The organism is Kitasatospora purpeofusca, from assembly GCF_042691725.1.
Lineage (GTDB): Bacteria > Actinomycetota > Actinomycetes > Streptomycetales > Streptomycetaceae > Kitasatospora > Kitasatospora purpeofusca_B.
In genome coordinates, this window is sequence record NZ_CP170483.1 from 2,812,892 (window position 1) to 2,832,026 (window position 19,135).

The following is a 19,135-nucleotide window of genomic DNA, read 5'->3' on the forward strand; positions in this document are numbered from 1 at the left end:
AGTGGGCTGTGGGTGGTCGGTGTGTGGGACGGGATGCGGTTCGCGTTCGGGACCCTGTCGGTGGTGCCGGTGCGGGTGCGGCGGTGGGACCGGGCGGCCGGGGGGCGGGCGATGGTGCTCGCGCCGGTGGTCGGGGCGGTGCTGGGGGCGGTCGCGGCGGGTGCGGGGGCGCTGGTCGCCTGGCGTGCGGGCGGGCCGCTCGGGGCGGTGGCGGCGGTCGGGGTGCTCGCGGTGCTCACCCGGGGGCTGCACCTGGACGGGCTCGCGGACGTCGCGGACGGCCTGGGCAGCGGGAAGCCCGCCGAGGACGCGCTGCGGATCATGAAGCAGTCGGACATCGGCCCGTTCGGGGTGCTCACCCTCGTCCTCGTGCTGCTGGCCCAGGTCGCCGCGCTGGCCGGGCAGTTCGCCGTCTCCCCGCTGCGCGGCGCGCTCGCGGTGCTCGCGGCGGCGGTGGCCGCGCGGTGCGCGCTCGCCTGGGGGTGCCTGCGGTCGGTGCCGGCGGCCCGGCCGGGCGGGCTGGGCGCGATGGTGGCGAGCACGGTGGCGCCGGGTGCGGCCGTCGCCTCGACGGGTGCCGCGATGACCCTGCTCGCCCTCGCCGGGATCGCTGACGATTCGTCAGTATTCATGCTGCCCACGGCCGTTGCGCTGAGCGCCGGCGGCTCCTGGCTGCTGCTGCGGCGCTGTGTGCGGCGGTTCGGCGGGATCACCGGGGACGTGCTCGGCGCGATGGCGGAGACCGCCGCGACCGGGACGCTGCTGGCACTCGCGCTGCTGCGCTGAGAAGGACGCCCAAGCCCTGCGCCGAAAGGCGGTACACCGGGCGGCGCGTGATCCCACCATGCGGACTACCATGCGGGGAGCACCGCAGCCCTGCACCGCCGCAGGTCCTGCCCGTCCGGCGCACGTTGAGGCGCCGGGGCCTCTGGTGTGCGCGACCGCCGCGGCGGTGGGCGCGCGCAGCCAGGGGCCCCGGGTCCGGCGGACGCCGGCCGGTCGGCCTGGCCGGCGGACCGGGCTGCGCCGGTGCGGCACACGCGCCGCGACCGGTCGTGGACCGCGAAAGAACAGGACGTTTTACGTGACTGCATTGTCTGTGAGCACCTCCGCCGCCGCCTCGCTGCGCGCGGACGCCCTGGTGATCGGCGTGGCGAAGGGCCCCAAGGGCATCGTGCCGGCCCCCGGCGCCGAGGCCGTGGCCGAGGCGTTCGAGGGCAAGCTGGCCGAGGTTCTCAGCACGCTGGGCGCCACCGGCGCCGAGGGCGAGACCGTCAAGGTCCCCGCCCCGGCCGGCGTGAAGGCCGCGCTCGTGCTCGCGGTCGGTCTCGGCGACGCCGCCGAGGGCGGGTACGAGCTGGAGGCCCTGCGCCGCGCCGCCGGTGTCGCCGCCCGCACCCTGGCCGGCGCCAAGAAGGTCGCGCTGGCCCTGCCCGCCGAGTCGGCCGACGAGATCGAGGCGGTCGCGCTGGGCGCCCTGCTCGGCACCTACGCGTTCGGCACCTACAAGAGCAACGGCAACGGCGGCAAGGAGCCCGTCGGCGAGCTGGTGCTGCTGTCGACCCGCAAGGGCAGCAAGGACGCCAAGGCCGCCGTCGAGCGCGCCCTGGTCGTCGGCGAGGAGATGAACCGCGCCCGCGACCTGGTCAACACCGCCCCGAACGACCTGAACCCGAAGTCCTTCGCCGCGATCGCCCAGGCGGCCGCCAAGGAGCACGGCCTCAAGGTCGAGGTGCTGGACGAGAAGGCGCTGCTCAAGGGCGGCTTCGGCGGCCTGCTCGGCGTCGGCAACGGCTCGGTCAACCCGCCGCGCCTGGTGAAGGTGGCCTACACCCACCCGAAGGCCAAGGCGACCCTGGCGTTCGTCGGCAAGGGCATCACCTACGACTCGGGCGGCATCTCGCTGAAGCCGGCCGGCCACAACGAGACCATGAAGTGCGACATGGCCGGCGCCGCCGCGGTGTTCGCCGCCGTGGTCTGCGCCAAGCGCCTCGGCCTGCAGGTCAACGTCACCGCCTGGCTGGCGCTGGCGGAGAACATGCCGTCCGGCTCGGCCACCCGCCCGGGCGACGTGCTGCGGATGTACGGCGGCAAGACCGTCGAGGTGCTGAACACCGACGCCGAGGGCCGCCTGGTGCTGGCCGACGCCATCGTGCGGGCCGGCGAGGAGCAGCCGGACGCGATCGTCGACGTCGCCACCCTGACCGGCGCGATGATGCTGGCGCTGGGCAACCGCACCTTCGGTGTGATGGCCAACGCCGACGAGCTGCGCGACACCCTGCACGCGGCCGCCGGCCAGGTCGGCGAGCAGTCCTGGCCGATGCCGCTGCCGGCCGAGCTGCGCAAGGGCATGACCGAGTCGACCATCGCCGACCTGGCCAACATGGGCGAGCGGATGGGCGGCGGCCTGGTGGCCGGCCTGTTCCTCAAGGAGTTCGTGGCCGAGGGCATCGACTGGGCGCACCTGGACATCGCCGGCCCGGCGTTCCACGAGGGCGCGCCGTACGGCTACACCCCCAAGGGCGGCACCGCCTCCGCGGTCCGCACCCTGGTGCGCTTCGCCGAGCAGAAGGCGGCGGGCGGCAAGGCCTGACGGCCGGGTACGACCGAAGGACGGGGTCCGGCGCGCACGCGCCGGGCCCCGTCCGGCTTCCCGGGGCGGGTTACCTGCCGGTAGGAGGCCCGGGACACCGTCGCACCCCTGTTCGCTGCGGGCGAAACTTTGTTCCGCAGTGCGGAACCGGGGGCGTCGCAGGCGCCGCCCGTCACCGCCCCGCCTCCTGTCAACCCCACTGTGAGCTGCGACGATGCCCCTCCGCCCGGGGTGCACCCACCCCAGGGACCGCCCTCGGGGACACCCCTGGACCGGACCCGGACATCAGCCGCCGCGAACAAGTGCGAAGATGTATTTCCGGCACGACTGGGCGCCCCACAAAGGCTTCCGACCCACCGGACCGCGACCGGCCCGGCGATCCACACCCCTTGCTTGGAGGACGTGACGTGGCGAACGACGCCAGCACCGTTTTCGACGTAGTCATTCTCGGAGGCGGAAGCGGCGGTTACGCCGCGGCGCTCCGCGGCGCCCAGCTGGGCCTGAGCGTCGCCCTGGTCGAGAAGGGCGAGCTCGGCGGCACCTGCCTGCACCGCGGCTGCATCCCGACCAAGGCCCTGCTGCACGCGGCCGAGATCGCCGACGAGACGAAGGAGGCCGCCGAGTTCGGCGTGCTGGCCACCTTCCAGGGCATCGACATCAACGGCGTCCACAAGTACAAGGACGACGTCATCGCCGGCCTGTACAAGGGCCTGCAGGGCCTGGTGGCGTCCCGCAAGGTCACCTTCATCCAGGGCGAGGGCAAGCTCTCCTCGCAGACCTCGGTGGACGTCAACGGCCAGCGCATCGAGGGCCGCCACATCGTCCTCGCGACCGGCTCCGTGCCGCGCTCGATCCCGGGCCTGGAGATCGACGGCAACCGCGTCATCTCCTCGGACCACGCCCTCAAGCTCGACCGCATCCCGAAGTCGGCCGTCATCCTCGGCGGCGGCGTGATCGGTGTCGAGTTCGCCTCCGTCTGGAAGTCGTTCGGCGTCGACGTCACGATCGTCGAGGCCCTGCCGCACCTGGTCCCGCTGGAGGACGAGAACTCCTCCAAGCTGCTGGAGCGCGCCTTCCGCAAGCGTGGCATCAAGTTCGAGCTGAAGGCCCGCTTCTCGGGCGTCGAGTACACCGAGGCCGGTGTGCGCGTCTCCACCGAGAACGGCAAGCAGATCGACGCCGACCTGCTGCTCGTCGCCATCGGCCGCGGCCCGGTCTCGGCCGGCCTCGGCTACGAGGAGAACGGCGTCGCGATGGACCGCGGCTACGTCCTCGTCGACGAGTACATGCGCACCAACGTGCCGACCATCTCGGCCGTCGGCGACCTCGCCCCGACCCTGCAGCTGGCGCACGTCGGCTTCGCCGAGGGCATCCTGGTCGCCGAGCGCCTGGCCGGCCTCAAGCCGGTGCCGATCGACTACGACGGCGTCCCGCGCGTGACCTACTCCAACCCCGAGGTGGCCTCCGTCGGCATCTCCGAGGCCAAGGCCGTCGAGCTGTACGGCAAGGAGAAGGTCGTCACCCTCAAGTACAACCTGGCCGGCAACGGCAAGAGCAAGATCCTGAAGACCGCCGGCGAGATCAAGCTCGTCCAGGTCAAGGACGGCGCCGTGGTCGGTGTCCACATGGTCGGCGCCCGCATGGGCGAGCAGGTCGGCGAGGCCCAGCTGATCTACAACTGGGAGGCCCTGCCGGCCGAGGTCGCGCAGCTCATCCACGCCCACCCGACCCAGTCCGAGGCCCTCGGCGAGGCGCACCTGGCGCTGGCCGGCAAGCCGCTGCACGCGCACGACTGATCGCGCCCCCACACCCCCCATTCCAGTTCGCAAGACTTGATAGGAGTCGCTGAAACCATGGCGGTCTCAGTAACACTGCCCGCGCTGGGCGAGAGCGTTTCCGAGGGCACCGTCACCCGTTGGCTGAAGGCCGAGGGTGAGCGTGTGGAGGTCGACGAGCCGCTGCTCGAGGTCTCCACCGACAAGGTCGACACCGAGATCCCGGCCCCGGCCTCCGGCATTCTGGCCTCGATCAAGGTCGCCGAGGACGAGACCGTCGAGGTCGGCGCCGAGCTGGCGATCATCGACGACGGCTCGGGCGCCCCGGTCGCCGCGCCGGCCCCGGTCGCCGAGGCCGCTCCGGCCGCCCCGGCCCCGGTCGCGCAGGCTCCGGCCGCCGCCCCGGCTCCGGTCGTCGAGGCCCCGGCCGCCCCGGCGGCTCCGGTTGCCGCGCCGGCCGCGCCGGCCGCCGACGCCACCCCGGTGCTGCTGCCCGCGCTGGGCGAGTCGGTCGCCGAGGGCACCGTCACCCGCTGGCTGAAGGCCGAGGGCGACACCGTCGAGGTCGACGAGCCGCTGCTCGAGGTCTCCACCGACAAGGTCGACACCGAGATCCCGTCGCCGGTCGCCGGCACGCTGGTGAAGATCCTGGTCGCCGAGGACGAGACCGCCGAGGTCGGCGCCCAGCTCGCGCTGATCGGTGCCGCGGGTGCCGTCGCCGCGGCTCCGGTCGCCGCTCCGGCCGCTCCGGTCGCCGCCCCGGCCGCTCCGGCCCCGGTCGCCGCCCCGGCTCCGGTCGCCCCGGCTGCTCCGGTTGCCGCTCCGGCCGCTCCGGCCCCGGTTGCCGCTCCGGCTCCGGTCGCCGCCCCGGCCCCGGCCGCTCCGGTTGCCGCTCCGGCCGCTCCGGTTGCCGCTCCGGCCGCCCCGGTGGCCGACGCCGGTGACGCCTACGTCACCCCGCTGGTGCGCAAGCTCGCCGCCGAGCACAACGTCGAGCTGTCCTCCGTCGCCGGCACCGGCGTCGGCGGCCGCATCCGCAAGCAGGACGTCCTGGCCGCCGCCGAGGCCGCCAAGGCCGCCCAGGCTCCGGCCCCGGTCGCCGCTGCCGCCCCGGCCGCCGCGCCGAAGGCCGCCGCCGCGCCGTCCGCCCTGCGCGGCCAGACGGTCAAGATGACCCGCATGCGCAAGGTCATCGGCGACAACATGCTGAAGGCCCTGCACGAGCAGGCGCAGCTCACCAGCGTGGTCGAGGTGGACGTCACCAGGATCATGTCGCTGCGCGCCAAGGCCAAGGACGGCTTCCTCGCCCGCGAGGGCGTCAAGCTGTCCCCGATGCCGTTCTTCGTCAAGGCCGCCGCCCAGGCGCTGAAGGCCCACGCGGTCATCAACGCCCGGATCAACGAGGCCGAGGGCACCATCACCTACTTCGACACCGAGAACATCGGTATCGCGGTGGACTCGGAGAAGGGTCTGATGACCCCGGTCATCAAGGGTGCGGGCGACCTCAACATCGCCGGCATCTCCAAGAAGACCGCCGAGCTGGCCAGCAAGGTGCGCGACAGCAAGATCACCCCGGACGAGCTGTCCGGCGCGACCTTCACCATCAGCAACACCGGTTCGCGCGGCGCGCTGTTCGACACCGTCATCGTGCCGCCGAACCAGGCCGCGATCCTGGGCATCGGCGCCACGGTCAAGCGCCCGGTGGTCATCGAGGCCGACGGCGGCACCGCCATCGGCATCCGCGACATGACCTACCTGTCGCTCTCCTACGACCACCGCCTGGTGGACGGCGCCGACGCCGCCCGCTACCTGGTGGCCGTCAAGGAGATCCTGGAGGCCGGCGAGTTCGAGGTCGAGCTCGGCCTGTAGGGCCCCGGGGGTCCGCCTCCGGCACCAGCAGCACCGCAACCCCGCGCCGTCCCCGGACGGCGCGGGGTTGCGCGCGTCCGGGCCCGGACGCGCGCGGCCGCGGCGAGGGCTTCGCGCCGTTCCGGGTTTTTCGCGCGGTTCCGGGCGATTCACCCGTTCTTCGCATGCGCGCGTGCGGCCGAACAGGGATGCTGGAGCGGTGATGGACGAGACCGACTTCTGGCTGATCATCGACGAGACCCGGGAGGCCGCCGAGGGCGACCCGGACGAGCAGGCGGACCGCCTGGTGGAGCGGCTCGGTGAACTGGCGCCGGACGATGTCATCGACTTCGCCCGGCTCTTCGAGGCCCGCTTCCAGCGCGCCTACCGCTACGACCTGTGGGGCGCGGCGTACCTGCTGCTGGGCGGCGCCTCCGAGGACTCCTTCGACTACTTCCGGTGCTGGCTGATCGGCCAGGGCCGGGACGTCTTCGAGGGCGGCCTGTACGAACCGGACGACCTGGCGGACCTGCTGCCGGAGTTCGACGAGGAGGAGGACGGCGAGGCCGAGGACCTCGGCTACGCCGCCGACGAGGCGTACGAGCAGCTGACCGGGCTGCCGCTGCCCGAGGTGGGCGGGCGGCAGCCCGCGCGGCCGTCCGGGGCCGTCTTCGACTTCGACGACCCGGACGCCATGGCGAAACGGTTCCCCAAGCTCTGGGAGCGGTACGGGGATTGAGGACGCCGACACCGCACGCGGCCGGAGGGCTCAGGTGTTCGAGCCGTCCGCCGCGCTGCTGTCCTGCTTGATGCCCTTGAGGATCTGGTCCAGGAGCGAGGGGTCGGGCGCGCCCGCGGCGTCGTCCACCCCGCCCTCGAAGGCCACGTAGCCGCCGCCCTTGGCCGGGACGGCCGCCAACAGGATGTAGCCCTTGCTGCCGTCCGAGGTCACGATGTGCCAGCGCACCGCGTACCCGGCGATGCCCGCGACCGTGGTGCTGGACGAGCCGGCATCGGTGTGCGAGGCGATGTTGGTGAAGATCGCCTCCGCGTAGGCCGGCATCGCCGCCTCGGCCGCCGCGCGGGCGGTGCTGCCGGAGATGGTGTCCTTCTCGACCGAGAACTGGCCGCGGATGCAGTTGCCGCCGCCGGGGCAGGTGTACTGGCCGGTGCCGAGGAAGACCGTCGAGTGCGAGCCGCTGGTGTTCGCCTCCCAGCCGTCGAAGACCGGCACGGTGATGGCGTGCTGCGGGTCCGCCACGGTGTCCTTGAGCACCGGGGTCGGGCGCGGCGGCGTGGTGGCCGGCGGCGAGGCCGGCCTGGTCGTGGTCGGGGCCGCAGTGGTGGCGGTCGGGGTGTCGGTGACGGTCACGGTGGTCACCGGCTGGGGCGGGCCGGCGGACGGGCCGTCGCCGCCGCTGTTGAGCGCGACGGCGGCGACCACGCCGACCACGGCCAGGACCGCGATCCCGATGCCGACGGCCGTGCCGGTCTTCATCCGGTTCGGCCGGGAGGGCGGCGGGTAGGCGGTCGGCGGATAGCCGTAGGCCGGCGGGTTCGGCGCCGGGTAGCCGTAGCCCGGCTGCCCCTGGTGCGGCACGCCGTAGCCGTAGGAGGGCGGCGGGGGCGCGGCGGCCTTGCCGTCGGGGCTCTGCCAGGCGACCTGTGTCGGGGCGTCGGCAATCTGGCCGCCGCCCGCCTGGACGGGGCGCACGTCACTGGTCCAGGCCGTGCCGTCCCACCAGCGCTCATGACCGGCCGTGCCGTCCGCACCCGGAACCGGGTACCACCCGGGAGGCGTCGAATTGCTCACGGCAAGACGGTACCCGTCCGGGTGATGCTCCAGACAGGCCGGGTCTGTCACGACTCTGCACCACCCGCAGACCACCCCTGACGGACCGTCAGGGTCCGGCGGGGCGGTGCGGGCCGCCGCGCCGCGGTTTCAGCCGGCGAGGGAGCGCGCCATCCAGATGTCGTCGACATACGCACCGTCGATCAGGAACTCCTCGGCGAGCGAGCCCTCGACCACGAAGCCGCAGCGCTCGTACAGGGCGCGGGCCGGGGCGTTGTGGCCGAGGACCCGCAGGGTGATCCTGCGGGCGCCCTGGGCGCGGGCGGCCCGGCAGGCCTCCTCGACCAGTGCGGCGCCGATGCCCCGGCCGCGTGCGGAGGCGTCGACGGCGAGGCCCTGGATCTGGCGCACGTGCTGGTTGCTGGGCAGCGGGGTCGGCGGGACGACCCGGACGTAGCCGACGATCCGGCCGTCGAGCAGGGCGAGGCGGAACTGGTCCGGGGTGTGGCGCTCGTCGAACACCCCCGCGTCCTCGGCGGGCCGCGGGCCGACGTCGGCCAGCGGGGTCCAGGTGCCGCGGTTGAGGACGGCGAGTTCCGGCTCGTCCTCGGCCTGGGCCGGGCGGATGATCAGATGGTCGGTTTCGTGCATGCGCGGCATGCTAGCGAGGCGCCGCGCGGACGTACACGGAATTGACCGGGGCCGGACGGCACCGGCGCTCCCGGGCGCGCGGGCTCCCGGCTGCGAGGATGGGCGCATGAGAATCGCGGTCACAGGATCCACGGGACTGATCGGCTCGGCGCTCGTCGACTCGCTGCTGACGGACGGGCACCAGGTGGTGCGGCTGGTCCGGCACCGCTCGAAAACCGGGGCGCGGCCGGACGGCACCACCGCCATCGGCTGGAACCCGCTGCTGGGCCAGGTCGACCGGGCCGGGCTGGCCGGCGTGGACGCGGTGGTGCACCTCGCGGGCGCCGGGGTCGGCGACCGCCGCTGGAGCGACGCCTACAAGCGGGACATCCGGGAGAGCCGGGTACTGGGCACCGAGACCCTGGCCGCCGCGCTGGCCGGGCTGGACGAGCCGCCGAAGGTCTTCGTCAGCGCCTCGGCCGTCGGCTACTACGGCCAGACCGGCGACCGGGTGATCGACGAGTCCTCGCCCGCCGGGGACGACTTCCTGGCCGAGGTCTGCGTGGAGTGGGAGGCCGCCGCCGGGCCGGCCGAACGGGCCGGGATCCGGGTGGTCCACCCGCGCACCGGGCTGGTGCTCTCCGCGGCCGGCGGCGCGGGCGGCCGGCTCTTCCCGCTGTTCCGGCTGGGCCTCGGCGGACGGCTCGGCGACGGCCGGCAGTACTGGAGCTTCATCTCGCTCGCCGACGAGGTCGCCGCGCTGCGCTTCCTGATCGACCGGGAGGACCTGAGCGGACCGGTCAACCTGACCGCGCCGGAGCCGGTGACCAACGCCGAGCTGACGGCGGCGCTCGGACGGGTGCTGCACCGGCCGACGCCGTTCCCGGTGCCGAAGGCCGTGCTGGACGCCGTCCTGGGCGAACTGGCGGTCGAGGTGGTCGGCAGCCACCGGGTGGTACCGGGCCGGCTGCTGGACGCGGGCTTCCGGTTCGAGCACCCGGACGTCGACTCGGCGGCGCGGGCGGCGCTCTGAGGCGGCGCCCCGAGGCGACACTCCCGGCCAACGCCCGGAGGCAACGCCCCGAGGACGGACCGGTGGGGTTCCGGGGCCGGGCGCGCGGTCGTGTCCGGCCCCGCCGCGTAGCCGCGCTACGACGTTCACCCTGGCCAGGGGCATATGCCGGGCGGAGGCCGGGCGGCTGACGGAAGGGGCTCCGCAAGGGGGCGCACGGGAGCACACGGTGGGCGCGTCGCACGCCCCCGGTGACCGTGCGCGCCCGCCGCCCGGCATCGCGGCCGGATCGGCGCACTGTCCGTGACGGCGTCCCCGTGGATGCGCCCGCTCCCCTTTCCGACTCCGGATCGAAGCCGATGCGCTTGTCTGACCCTCACACTGACTGGGCATCACACCGATCGGACCGTGTCCCAGCACCCCGCTGCCTGCGCCGGCCCGAAACATCCGGGACCAGGGAGGGAGCCCCCCGTGCCCACGTACGACTTCACCCGCCGCACCCGCCGACAGTCCGACCCGGACGTCGTCGTGGTGGGAGCCGGCCTCGCGGGCCTCGCCGCCGCCCGCGTACTCACCGGCCACGGCCTCGCCGTCCAGGTTCTGGAGGCCGCGGACCTGATCGGAGGCCGCGCCGCCACCCACGAACTGGACGGCTTCCGACTCGACCACGGCAGCCATCTGCTGAACACCGCCTTCCCCGAGCCGCGCCGCGTGCTCGACCTCGACCGCCTCGACCTGCGTCCGCTCACGCCGGGCGTCCTGGTGCACAACGGCGGGCGCCGGTACCGGGTCGGGGACCCGCAGCTGACCACCGCCCGGCAGGCCGCCGCCCGGGCGCCGCTGGGCAGCCCGCTGGACAAGGCGCGCCTCGGCGGCTGGCTCAACCGGCTCGCCGCCACCCCGCCCGCCCGGCTGAAGGCCCGGCCGGAGACCACCGCCGCCCGGGCCCTCGGCGAACGCGGGCTCGCCCCGCGGACCGTCGACGGCCTGCTGCGCCCGCTGCTCGGCGCCCTGCTCAGCGACCCCGCCCTGGGCACCAGCAGCCGGGTCGCCGACCTGGTGCTGCGCTGCTACGCGCGCGGCCGGCTCTGTCTGCCCGCCCGGGGGATCGCGGCCGTGCCGGCCCAGCTGGCCGCCGCCCTGCCCCCCGGCACCGTCCGCACCGGGGTGCGGGTCACCGCGATCGCGGCCGACGGCGTGGAGACCGCCGGACACGGGCGGATCGGCGCGCAGGCCGTGGTCGTCGCGACCGACCCCCGCTCCGCCGCCGAGCTGCTGCCCGGCCTGCGACTGCCGGACTTCCACCCCGTCACGACCTTCTACCACGCGGCCGACCGGGCCCCGCTGGGCGAGGCCGCCCTGCTGCTGGACGGCGACCGGCCGGGCGGGCGGCCGTCGCTGGTCTCGCACTCGCTGGTGCTCAGCGAGCTGCACCCCTCCTACGCCCCGCCCGGGCAGGCGCTGATCGCCACCACCGTGCTCGGCCGCCGCGCCTTCGACGCCGGCGGGCCGGCCGCGCTGGAGCCGGCCGTGCGCGGACGGCTGGCGGAGCTGTACGGCACGCCGGCCGGCGGTTGGCAGTTCCTCAGCGTGCGGCACCTGCCGGACGCGGTGCCCGCCATGCCGCCCCCGCACAACACCCGGCGGCCGGTGCGGCTGCTGGCCGGGCTGTACGTCTGCGGCGACCACCGGGACACCAGCAGCGTGCAGGGGGCGCTGGTCTCCGGACGCCGCGCGGCCGAGGCCGTGGTCCGCGACCTCGGGGTGCCGACCACCGCCCCGGAGGCGGCGGCGGCCTGACGGTCCCGCGACGACGGGGCGCGCGGTCCGTCACCGGTCCGGCTGTCGGGCCGGTGACGGGCCGCATGCCAATATGCCGATATGACCGCTGATCGGATGACTTCCCTGTCCCCACCGGGCGCCGCGTGAGCACCGGACCCACCGCCCAGCCGCTCGCGCTGATCCTGGTCCCCGCCGCCGCGGTCGCCGCCCCGCTGCTGGCCGACCGGCTGCTGCGGTGGCTCGCCGTGCCCACCGTGGTGTTCGAGATCCTGCTCGGCATCCTGATCGGCCCCGACGGCCTGGGCTGGGTGCGGGTCGACGTCCTGCTCGACGCGCTCTCCCGATTCGGGCTGGCCATACTGATGTTCCTGGCCGGCTACGAGATCGACTTCGCCAGGCTGCGCGGCGGCCCGCTCCGCCGCGCCGTCACCGCGTGGCTGGTCACCGTGGTGGCCGCGCTCGGCCTCGGCGCCCTGGTCAACCCGGACCCGCTGGACGGCGCCTTCGCCGGGCTGGCGCTCACCACCACCGCGCTCGGCACCATCCTGCCGGTGCTGCGCGACGCCGGGGAGCTGCCCACCCCGTTCGGCTCGCTGGTCATGGCCACCGGCGCGGTCGGCGAGTTCGGGCCGATCATCGCCGTCGCCGCCCTGCTCAGCGGCAACAGCCCGGCCCGCACCGCCGTCATCCTGGCCGCCTTCGCGGTGATCACCGCCGTCGCGATCGGCGGCGCCCGGCGCCCCCGGCCCGCCTGGATGACCCGGCTGATCCGGCGCACCCTGCGCACCTCCGGCCAGTTCGCCGTGCGCACCGTCATCCTGGTGCTCGCCACCATGGTGGCCGCCGCGCTCTGGCTGGAGCTGGACATGCTGCTCGGCGCGTTCACCGCCGGGATCGTCTCCCGGCTGCTGCTCTCCGACATCCCCCGGCACACGGAGGAGGTCATCGACGCCAAGCTGGAGGGGATCGGCTTCGGCTTCCTCGTCCCGGTGTTCTTCGTGGTCAGCGGCATGAACTTCGACCTGGACGCGCTGCTCGGCGATCCGGGCACGCTGCTGCTCGTCCCGGTCTTCCTGCTCCTGCTGCTCGCCCTGCGCGGACTGCCCACCGCACTGCTCGCGCCCGCCGGGCTGGGGCGGCGCGACCGGGCCGCGCTCGGCCTGTACGGCGCGACCGCGCTGCCGCTGGTCGTGGTGATCACCACGATCGAGGTGGACGCCGGCCACCTGCCGTCCTCGACCGCGGCCGCCCTGGTCGGCGCGGGCATGCTCTCGGTGCTGCTGTTCCCGCTGACGGCGCAGCGGCTGCGCGGGGACGTCCGGCCGCCGGCCGCCGTCGGGGGCGGCCGGCCGCGGGTGAACGCCGAGAGCTGGTGAGACCTCGGGCCGGTCAGATCACCCCCGCCTGACGGGCCGTCTCCTCGAACGCGCGCGCCACCGGGCTGCCCCGGTACGGGGTGAGCCGGCGGTGGAAGTCGCGCACGTACTCCAGCGACCGGGCCGAGCGCATCTCCCCCGCCGCCCGCAGCGCGTCGGTGGCCATGCCGCAGGCCTCGTCGAGGTCCCCCATGCCGAGCCGGGCGGTGGCCAGCACCAGCCGGCAGAAGATCCGGCTGCGGGCGTACGCGGGCGAGCGCAGCCGCAGCGACTTCTCGGCGTGCTGGGCGGCCGTGCGCCACTGCTGGAGGTCCCGGTAGCAGTGCGCGAACTCGTCGGAGAGCTGCGCCTCGTCGAAGAACCGGGCCCAGGACGGCAGGTCGTCGCCGGTCCGGGCGGCCGCCAGCGCCCGCTCGGCCCGCACCAGCGCGGTGGTGCAGGAGCGGACGTCGCCGAGCAGGCCGTGCCCGCGTGCCTCGGCGGCGTGCAGCAGCGCCTGCACGGTCGGCGGCACCGCCGTGCCCACGCCCTGCTGGGCGACCCGGGCCAGCTGGACGGCCTCCCGGCCGTGGCCGAGGTGCACGGCCTGCTGGCTCATCGTCACCAGGACGTACCCGCCGAGCGCGCGGTCCCCGGCGGCCTGGGAGAGCCGCAGCGCCTGGACGAAGTAGCGCTGGGCCAGGCCGTGCGCGGCGATGTCGAAGGACGTCCAGCCGGCCAGCCGGGTGAGGTCCGCGACGGCGCCGAACAGGGCGCGGCCGATCTGCTCGCCGTAGCGGCCGCGCAGCATCGGCTCGGCCTCGCTCTCCAGGTAGCGGACCAGCGCCTGGCGGGCGTGGCCGCCGCCGTAGGCGTGGTCGAGCGCCCGGAACAGGTCGCCGACGGCGCGGATGGCGGCGATGTCGCCCCGGCCGACGCGCAGCGCCGGGCGCTGTTCGCGGCCGGGGTCGTGGTACGGCGGCTCGACGGCGATCGGCGGGCGGCGGCTCTGGGTGGGCACCCGGGCGCCGAGCGCGGCGGAGCCGGCGGCGCCGGCCGTCGGGGCGGGGCCGGTGCGGGCGGTCGGGGCGAGGCCGCGGGCCACCGGGCCGGCGGACGGGCCGGGCGGACCGGTGGGCGGCGGCGCGCCGGGTCCGGGATCGGGCCGGGCCAGGGTGGAGCCGTCCCTGGCGACCCGCTCGTCGGTGCGGCCGATCAGCCAGTCGCGGCTGGGCACCACCAGGCCGGCCGGGGTGAAGGCGATCCGGCGAAGCTCGGACTGCGGCCCGTTGTCCTTGCGCCACATGCTCGCCACGATGTCCACCGCCTCCTGCGGGGTCTCGGCGAACTCCAGGCCCGCGTAGACCGGGGCGCAGGCGTCCAGGCCGAGGTCCTGGGCGGTGAGGCGGCGGCCGAGCCGGCGGGTGAAGACCTCGGCGATCAGCGCCGGGGTGGCGCCGCGGGGCTGCTGGCCGCGGAGCCAGCGGGTGACGGAGGTCTTGTCGTAGCGCAGGTCGAGGCCGTGCTCCAGACCGAGCTGGTCGACCCGGCGGGCCAGGCCGGCGTGCGAGAAGCCGGCCTCCTCGATCAGCGCGGCGAGCTGGAGGTTCTGGGTGGCGGCGGCCGACTGGTGCCGCTCGGGCGCGTGCCGCTCGACGGGGTGGCGCTCACCGGCGTGGCGCTCAGCGGTGTGGTGCTCACCGGCGTGGCGCTCGCCGGTGCGGTGCTCACCGGCGTGGTGCTCGCCGGGGCGGTGCTCACCGGCGTGGTGCTCGCCGGCATGCCGTTCGGGCACGTGCCGGTCGGCGGGTGTGGCCTGCTCGGGCAGCCGCGGTCCGTCGGCGGCGGGCGGGGCGTCGGGGGCGTCCGGAAGGGCCCGGCCGACCGGACCCCGGTGCTGGTCGAGCGGGTCGAGCGGTCCGTACGCCGGGCTGTCGGTTGCAGGCCTTTGGGGCATAGTCAGTCAACACCTCTCGGACGCCGCACCGGCTCCACCAGCGGTTCGGCTGCCTGTGGCGACGCCCCCTGTCGGGAATTCGGCGTGAATGTAGCGAGCATTCGGGCGCTATGTGGTGGTTCTGACCGAGCAATCCTCCGAACGGGTGAAGCATCCGCGCCCATTGTGGGGAAGACACCTCAGGATGGGTTTGGCTTGGAGGACGCTCGCCGGCGACCGGCCGCGACGGCGCCGTGATAGCGGGAAACACCACAGTTCAGCGGGGTGCTGTAGGGGGCCGCCACATAGGAGCGCGGCCGCCGGATTCCTACCGTTCTCGGCCATGGACACCACTTCAGCCCGCCCGCTCGACGGCCGCACCGCCCTGGTCACCGGAGCCGCCTCGGGCATCGGCCGAGCCTGTGCCGAGGCCTTCGCCGCGGCCGGCGCCCGGGTCTACGTCGTCGACCTCGCCGCCGACCCGGCCCGCCGGCTCGCCGAGCGGATCGGCGGCGTCGCGCACGTCGCCGACCTCGCCGACCCGGAGGCGGTGGAGGCGCTGCCCGCCGACGCCGACATCGTGGTCAACAACGCCGGCCTCCAGCACGTGGCCCCGCTCCACGAGTTCCCGCTCGAGCGCTTCACACTGATGCAGCGGGTGATGGTCGAGGCGCCGTTCCGCATCCTGCGCCGCACCCTCCCCCACATGTACGCGCGCGGGTGGGGCCGGGTCGTCAACCTCTCCTCCGTCCACGGCCTGCGGGCGAGCCCCTTCAAGTCCGCCTACGTGACCGCCAAGCACGCCCTGGAGGGCCTCAGCAAGACCGTCGCCCTGGAGGGCGCCCCGCACGGCGTCACCAGCAACTGCATCAACCCGGGCTACGTCCGCACCCCCCTGGTCGAGCGCCAGATCGCCGACCAGGCCCGCGCCCACGGCATCCCCGAGGAGGAAGTGGTCGAGCGCGTCCTGCTCGACCGCACCGCCGTCAAGCGCCTCATCGAGCCCGCCGAGGTCGCCCAGCTCGCCCTCTACCTCTGCCTGCCCCACGCCTCCGGCATCACCGGCGCCTCGCTCCCGCTCGACGGCGCCTGGACGGCCCGCTGAGGAGGTGGGTGCCGGAGCCACGGCAGGACGCCCGGACAGGGCGGCCGCTGTCCCCCTGATCGCCACCGCGCCGCCGAAGGACCACGGCGGCGCGACGCCGCTCTCGGTGCACGTCGCGCTCGCGGCGCACGTCGCGCTCGCGGCGGCGGGCACGGCGCCGGCGGTGCTCCGCGGGCCGGAGGGTGCGGCGGGCCCGGCCCCGGTGGTCGGAAGGACGGCCGCGGTCTGACGGGCCGTCCGGCGGTCGGCGCGCACTACCGCACGCGCGCCGGCCCCCGACGACCGACGGGCCGAGCGGCTACGATCTCGCTTCCCTCCCCGGGCACCAACACCCACTGCCGATTGGCGGCCGCACCATGAACGACCTCCACACCGGCTCGGCGCCCGCGCTCCGCCGCCTCCTGGACCTGCTCGCCTCCGGCGCCGCCACCGAGGACTTCGCCGACGTGCTCGCCGACGCCCGCCGGCAGGGCGCGCCGGCCGCGGTGCTGAGCGAGATCGACGACGCCACCTGGCAGGCGCTGCGCGTCCACCGCACGATGCGCCAGCACCGGCGCCGGGAGGCCGAGCTGACGGCGCTGTTCGACACCGCCGGCGACCTCGCCGCCTCCCGCGACCTGGACGCCGTGCTGCAGGCGATCGTCCGCCGGGCCCGGATGCTGCTCGGCACCGACACCGCCTATCTGACCCTCCCGGACGAGGCCGCCGGCGACACCTACATGCGGGTCACCGACGGCTCGGTCTCGCCGCTCTTCCAGACCCTGCGGCTCAGCCTCGGCGACGGCCTCGGCGGCCTGGTCGCGCAGACCGCCCGCCCGTACGCCACCCCCGACTACCGCGCCGACGAGCGCTTCCACCACACCGGCAGCATCGACGCGGGCGTGCTCGACGAGGGCCTGGTGGCGATCATCGGCGTGCCGCTGCTGCTCGGCGGCCGGGTGATCGGCGTGCTGTTCGCCGCCGACCGCTCGCCGCGCGCCTTCTCCCCCGACCAGGTCGCGCTGCTCTGCACGCTGGCCGCGCACGCCGCGATCGCACTGGACACCGCCAAGTCGCTGGCCGACACCCGGGCCGCGCTCGCCGAGCTGAACAGCGCCAACGAGCTGATCCGCGCCCACGCCGCCGCCGTCCAGCGCGCCGAGCAGGGCCACGACCGGCTCACCGACCTGGTGCTGCGCGGGGCCGAGGTGCCGGACGTCGCCGCGGCGGTGGCCGCCCTGCTCGGCGACGAGATAGCCGTCCTGGACGCCGAGGGCGAGCCGCTGGCCGGACGGGCCGCCGCGCCGGGCACCGGACTGGCCGAGGCGGCGGCCGCGTCCCGGGCCGAGGGGCGTTCGGTGCGCCACGGCGAGGCCTGGGTCTGCGCGGTGCTGGCCGGGCAGGAGCAGCTCGGCACGCTGGTGCTGCGCGGCCGTCCGGACCTCGACGACGCCGACCGCCGGCTGTTCGAGCGGGCCGGTGTGGTGACCGCGCTGCTCCTGCTGCTGCGGCGCTCGGTCGCCGAGACCGAGAACCGGGTGCGCGGCGAACTGCTGGCCGACCTGCTCACCGCCCCGGACCGGGACCCGGCCGGGCTGACCGCGCGCGGCCGCCGGCTGGGTGTCGACCTCGGCCGCCCGCACCTGGTGCTGGTCGCCGAGCCGGGCGGCCCGCGGGACACCGGTGCCCGCTCCCGGCTGGCGGGCGCGGCGGGGCGGTACCTGTTCGGCTCGCGCGGCATCAGCGCGGAGCACGGGGAGGCCGTGGTGCTGCTGGTCCCGGACGGGGGCTGCGGGGCCGTCGGGGCGAGTGAGACCGGTGCGGGGGACGCCGCGCAGCGGGCCGCCGGGCAGGCCGCCGAGCGGCTCGCCCGGCTGGCCGGGTTCCCGGTCACGGTGGGCGCCGGGCGTCCCGCCGCCGGGCCGGTCGCGCTGGCCGCCGCGTACACCGAGGGGCTGCGCTGCGTCCGGGCGCTGCGGGTGCTCGGCCGGTCCGGCGAGGGCGCCTCGGCGCGGGCGCTCGGCTTCCTGGGCGTCCTGCTCGGCGACGGCCACGACGTGGCGGGCTTCGTGCGCGCGACGCTGGGCCCGCTGCTGGAGTACGACGCGCGGCGCGGCACCGAGCTGGTCCGCACCCTGCGGGCGTACTTCGACTGCGGCGGCAGCCTCACCCGGGCCAAGGACGAGCTGCACGTCCATGTGAACACCGTGGTGCAGCGGCTGGACCGGGTCGAGGCGCTGCTGGGCCGGGACTGGAACGGCCCGGAGCGCTCGCTGGAGCTCCAGTTGGCGCTGCGGCTCCAGCTGCTGTCCGGGCCGTGAGCCGGGGCCGGGCGCCTGTCCCGCCGGGCCGGGGCCGACCGGGGCCGACCGGGGCGGGACAGGGGCCCGGACGGTCCGGCGGCGGGCGGGCGTACAGTAACGAGGTTGGTCTCGAACGCCTGGCAAGGAGCAGCGGTGAGCGAGAACGTGCGGTTCATACGCATGGGCATCGGTGAGGGCGCCGTCCCCTACCAGGAGGCCTGGGAGGAGCAGCAGCGGCTGCACGCCCTGCGGGTCGCGGACGAGATCCCGGACACGGTGCTGCTGCTGGAGCACCAGCCCGTCTACACCATGGGCAAGCGCACCAACCCGGCCGACCTGCCGCTGGACGGCACCCCCGTGGTCGAGGTCAACCGGGGCGGCGAGATCACCTGGCACGGCCCCGGCCAGTTGGTCGGCTACCCGATCGTCAAGCTGCCGGACCCGATCGACGTGATCGCGTACGTGCGGCGGCTGGAGGAGGCGCTGATCCGCGCGTGCGGCGCGTTCGGCGTCGAGAGCACCCGGGTCGAGGGCCGCAGCGGCGTCTGGGTGCTGGGCCAGTCCATCCCGGACGCGGTGGTGGACCCGGAGCAGGTGGTGGACATCGGCAAGCTCACCCTGCGGATGGGCCTGCCGCTGGGCATCGACCCGCGGCTGGCCGGCCCCGAGTACGCGCCGTCCAACGCCGGGCAGCGCGGCGACGACCGCAAGCTGGCCGCGATCGGCGTCCGGGTCGCGCGCGGGGTGACCATGCACGGCTTCGCGCTGAACTGCGACCCGGACATGACCTGGTTCGACAAGATCGTGCCGTGCGGCATCCGGGACGCCGGGGTCGCCTCGCTGGCCGGCGAGCTGGCCCGGGACTTCACCGTCTCCGAGGCGCTGCCGCTGGTCGAGAAGCACCTGGCCGAGGTGCTCGCCGAACTGCCGGAGCCGGCGCCCGGCCGCTGAAGCGCGCCGCCCCCTCCCCCGTCCCCTCTCGGCCTCCGGGAATCTACCTGCCGGTAGCCCTGTTGCCCTGCGAT

At 75.2% G+C, this 19,135-nt stretch carries 16 protein-coding genes; 13 read left to right on the forward strand and 3 right to left on the reverse strand.

The window, feature by feature from the left end; translation table 11 throughout:
* Nucleotides 1-33 precede the first annotated feature (33 nt).
* The 5 genes from ACFCLZ_RS11670 (at nucleotide 34) to ACFCLZ_RS11690 (ending at nucleotide 6,955) form a co-directional block, all read left to right on the forward strand.
* Nucleotides 34-786 carry an adenosylcobinamide-GDP ribazoletransferase gene (locus ACFCLZ_RS11670; protein ID WP_380286145.1) on the forward strand — a complete coding sequence of 251 codons (753 nt, stop codon included), beginning with the start codon at nucleotides 34-36 and terminating at the stop codon, nucleotides 784-786.
* 298 nt (nucleotides 787-1,084) lie between these two features.
* Nucleotides 1,085-2,593 (forward strand): leucyl aminopeptidase, encoded by a 1,509-nt coding sequence (locus ACFCLZ_RS11675; RefSeq protein WP_380284812.1) that lies wholly within the window; start codon nucleotides 1,085-1,087, stop codon nucleotides 2,591-2,593.
* 407 nt (nucleotides 2,594-3,000) lie between these two features.
* Nucleotides 3,001-4,389: a dihydrolipoyl dehydrogenase gene (gene lpdA, locus ACFCLZ_RS11680; RefSeq protein WP_380284813.1), complete on the forward strand. Its 1,389-nt coding sequence runs from the start codon at nucleotides 3,001-3,003 to the stop codon at nucleotides 4,387-4,389.
* Nucleotides 4,390-4,446: 57 nt separating this feature from the next.
* Nucleotides 4,447-6,237, forward strand: a complete 1,791-nt coding sequence (gene sucB, locus ACFCLZ_RS11685) for a 2-oxoglutarate dehydrogenase, E2 component, dihydrolipoamide succinyltransferase (RefSeq protein ID WP_380284814.1) — start codon at nucleotides 4,447-4,449, stop codon at nucleotides 6,235-6,237.
* 202 nt (nucleotides 6,238-6,439) lie between these two features.
* On the forward strand, nucleotides 6,440-6,955 hold the full coding sequence (locus tag ACFCLZ_RS11690; RefSeq protein WP_380284815.1) for a DUF4240 domain-containing protein: 516 nt from the start codon (nucleotides 6,440-6,442) through the stop codon (nucleotides 6,953-6,955).
* Nucleotides 6,956-6,985: 30 nt separating this feature from the next.
* On the opposite strand, the gene ACFCLZ_RS11695 is transcribed toward ACFCLZ_RS11690, so the two are convergent.
* Nucleotides 6,986-8,029 carry a DUF2510 domain-containing protein gene (locus tag ACFCLZ_RS11695; RefSeq protein WP_380284816.1) on the reverse strand — a complete coding sequence of 348 codons (1,044 nt, stop codon included), beginning with the start codon at nucleotides 8,027-8,029 and terminating at the stop codon, nucleotides 6,986-6,988.
* A 129-nt stretch (nucleotides 8,030-8,158) separates the two neighbouring features.
* The gene (locus tag ACFCLZ_RS11700; RefSeq protein WP_380284817.1) at nucleotides 8,159-8,668 is read right to left on the reverse strand and encodes a GNAT family N-acetyltransferase; all 510 of its coding nucleotides are present in this window, start codon (nucleotides 8,666-8,668) and stop codon (nucleotides 8,159-8,161) included.
* Between the two features lie 97 nt (nucleotides 8,669-8,765).
* Here ACFCLZ_RS11700 and ACFCLZ_RS11705 point away from each other — a divergent pair, with 97 nt between their 5' ends.
* From ACFCLZ_RS11705 to ACFCLZ_RS11715, 3 genes are all read left to right on the forward strand, one after another.
* Nucleotides 8,766-9,671: a TIGR01777 family oxidoreductase gene (locus ACFCLZ_RS11705; protein WP_380284818.1), complete on the forward strand. Its 906-nt coding sequence runs from the start codon at nucleotides 8,766-8,768 to the stop codon at nucleotides 9,669-9,671.
* Nucleotides 9,672-10,121: 450 nt separating this feature from the next.
* Nucleotides 10,122-11,450, forward strand: a complete 1,329-nt coding sequence (locus ACFCLZ_RS11710) for an FAD-dependent oxidoreductase (protein WP_380284819.1) — start codon at nucleotides 10,122-10,124, stop codon at nucleotides 11,448-11,450.
* A 125-nt stretch (nucleotides 11,451-11,575) separates the two neighbouring features.
* The gene (locus ACFCLZ_RS11715) at nucleotides 11,576-12,808 is read left to right on the forward strand and encodes a cation:proton antiporter (protein WP_380284820.1); all 1,233 of its coding nucleotides are present in this window, start codon (nucleotides 11,576-11,578) and stop codon (nucleotides 12,806-12,808) included.
* Between the two features lie 13 nt (nucleotides 12,809-12,821).
* Here the strand turns inward: ACFCLZ_RS11715 and ACFCLZ_RS11720 are convergent, their stop codons facing one another.
* Nucleotides 12,822-14,582 (reverse strand): regulator, encoded by a 1,761-nt coding sequence (locus tag ACFCLZ_RS11720; RefSeq protein ID WP_380284821.1) that lies wholly within the window; start codon nucleotides 14,580-14,582, stop codon nucleotides 12,822-12,824.
* Between ACFCLZ_RS11720 and ACFCLZ_RS11725 the strand changes: the two genes are divergently transcribed.
* From ACFCLZ_RS11725 to lipB, 5 genes are all read left to right on the forward strand, one after another.
* Entirely contained in the window at nucleotides 14,493-14,981 is a 489-nt protein-coding gene (locus tag ACFCLZ_RS11725; RefSeq protein WP_380284822.1) for a hypothetical protein, read from the forward strand. The genes ACFCLZ_RS11720 and ACFCLZ_RS11725 overlap by 90 nt on opposite strands.
* An 85-nt stretch (nucleotides 14,982-15,066) precedes the next feature.
* Nucleotides 15,067-15,828 (forward strand): 3-hydroxybutyrate dehydrogenase, encoded by a 762-nt coding sequence (locus ACFCLZ_RS11730; RefSeq protein ID WP_380284823.1) that lies wholly within the window; start codon nucleotides 15,067-15,069, stop codon nucleotides 15,826-15,828.
* Between the two features lie 4 nt (nucleotides 15,829-15,832).
* Entirely contained in the window at nucleotides 15,833-16,057 is a 225-nt protein-coding gene (locus tag ACFCLZ_RS11735) for a hypothetical protein (RefSeq protein WP_380284824.1), read from the forward strand.
* Nucleotides 16,058-16,184: 127 nt separating this feature from the next.
* A complete protein-coding gene (locus ACFCLZ_RS11740) occupies nucleotides 16,185-18,128 on the forward strand; it encodes a helix-turn-helix domain-containing protein (protein WP_380284825.1) in 1,944 nt (647 codons plus the stop codon).
* Between the two features lie 162 nt (nucleotides 18,129-18,290).
* The gene (gene lipB / locus ACFCLZ_RS11745) at nucleotides 18,291-19,061 is read left to right on the forward strand and encodes a lipoyl(octanoyl) transferase LipB (RefSeq protein WP_380286146.1); all 771 of its coding nucleotides are present in this window, start codon (nucleotides 18,291-18,293) and stop codon (nucleotides 19,059-19,061) included.
* Nucleotides 19,062-19,135 lie beyond the last annotated feature (74 nt).

What these genes read in the sequence shown, in the direction of transcription:
- ACFCLZ_RS11705 (WP_380284818.1), top strand. Translation starts at nt 8,766, where the DNA reads ATGAGAATCGCGGTCACAGGATCCACGGGACTGATCGGCTCGGCGCTC.
- lipB (WP_380286146.1), top strand. Translation starts at nt 18,291, where the DNA reads ATGGGCATCGGTGAGGGCGCCGTCCCCTACCAGGAGGCCTGGGAGGAG.
- ACFCLZ_RS11740 (WP_380284825.1), top strand. Translation starts at nt 16,185, where the DNA reads ATGAACGACCTCCACACCGGCTCGGCGCCCGCGCTCCGCCGCCTCCTG.
- ACFCLZ_RS11690 (WP_380284815.1), top strand. Translation starts at nt 6,440, where the DNA reads ATGGACGAGACCGACTTCTGGCTGATCATCGACGAGACCCGGGAGGCC.
- sucB (WP_380284814.1), top strand. Translation starts at nt 4,447, where the DNA reads ATGGCGGTCTCAGTAACACTGCCCGCGCTGGGCGAGAGCGTTTCCGAG.
- ACFCLZ_RS11730 (WP_380284823.1), top strand. Translation starts at nt 15,067, where the DNA reads ATGGACACCACTTCAGCCCGCCCGCTCGACGGCCGCACCGCCCTGGTC.
- ACFCLZ_RS11700 (WP_380284817.1), bottom strand. Translation starts at nt 8,668, where the DNA reads ATGCCGCGCATGCACGAAACCGACCATCTGATCATCCGCCCGGCCCAG.
- ACFCLZ_RS11670 (WP_380286145.1), top strand. Translation starts at nt 34, where the DNA reads ATGCGGTTCGCGTTCGGGACCCTGTCGGTGGTGCCGGTGCGGGTGCGG.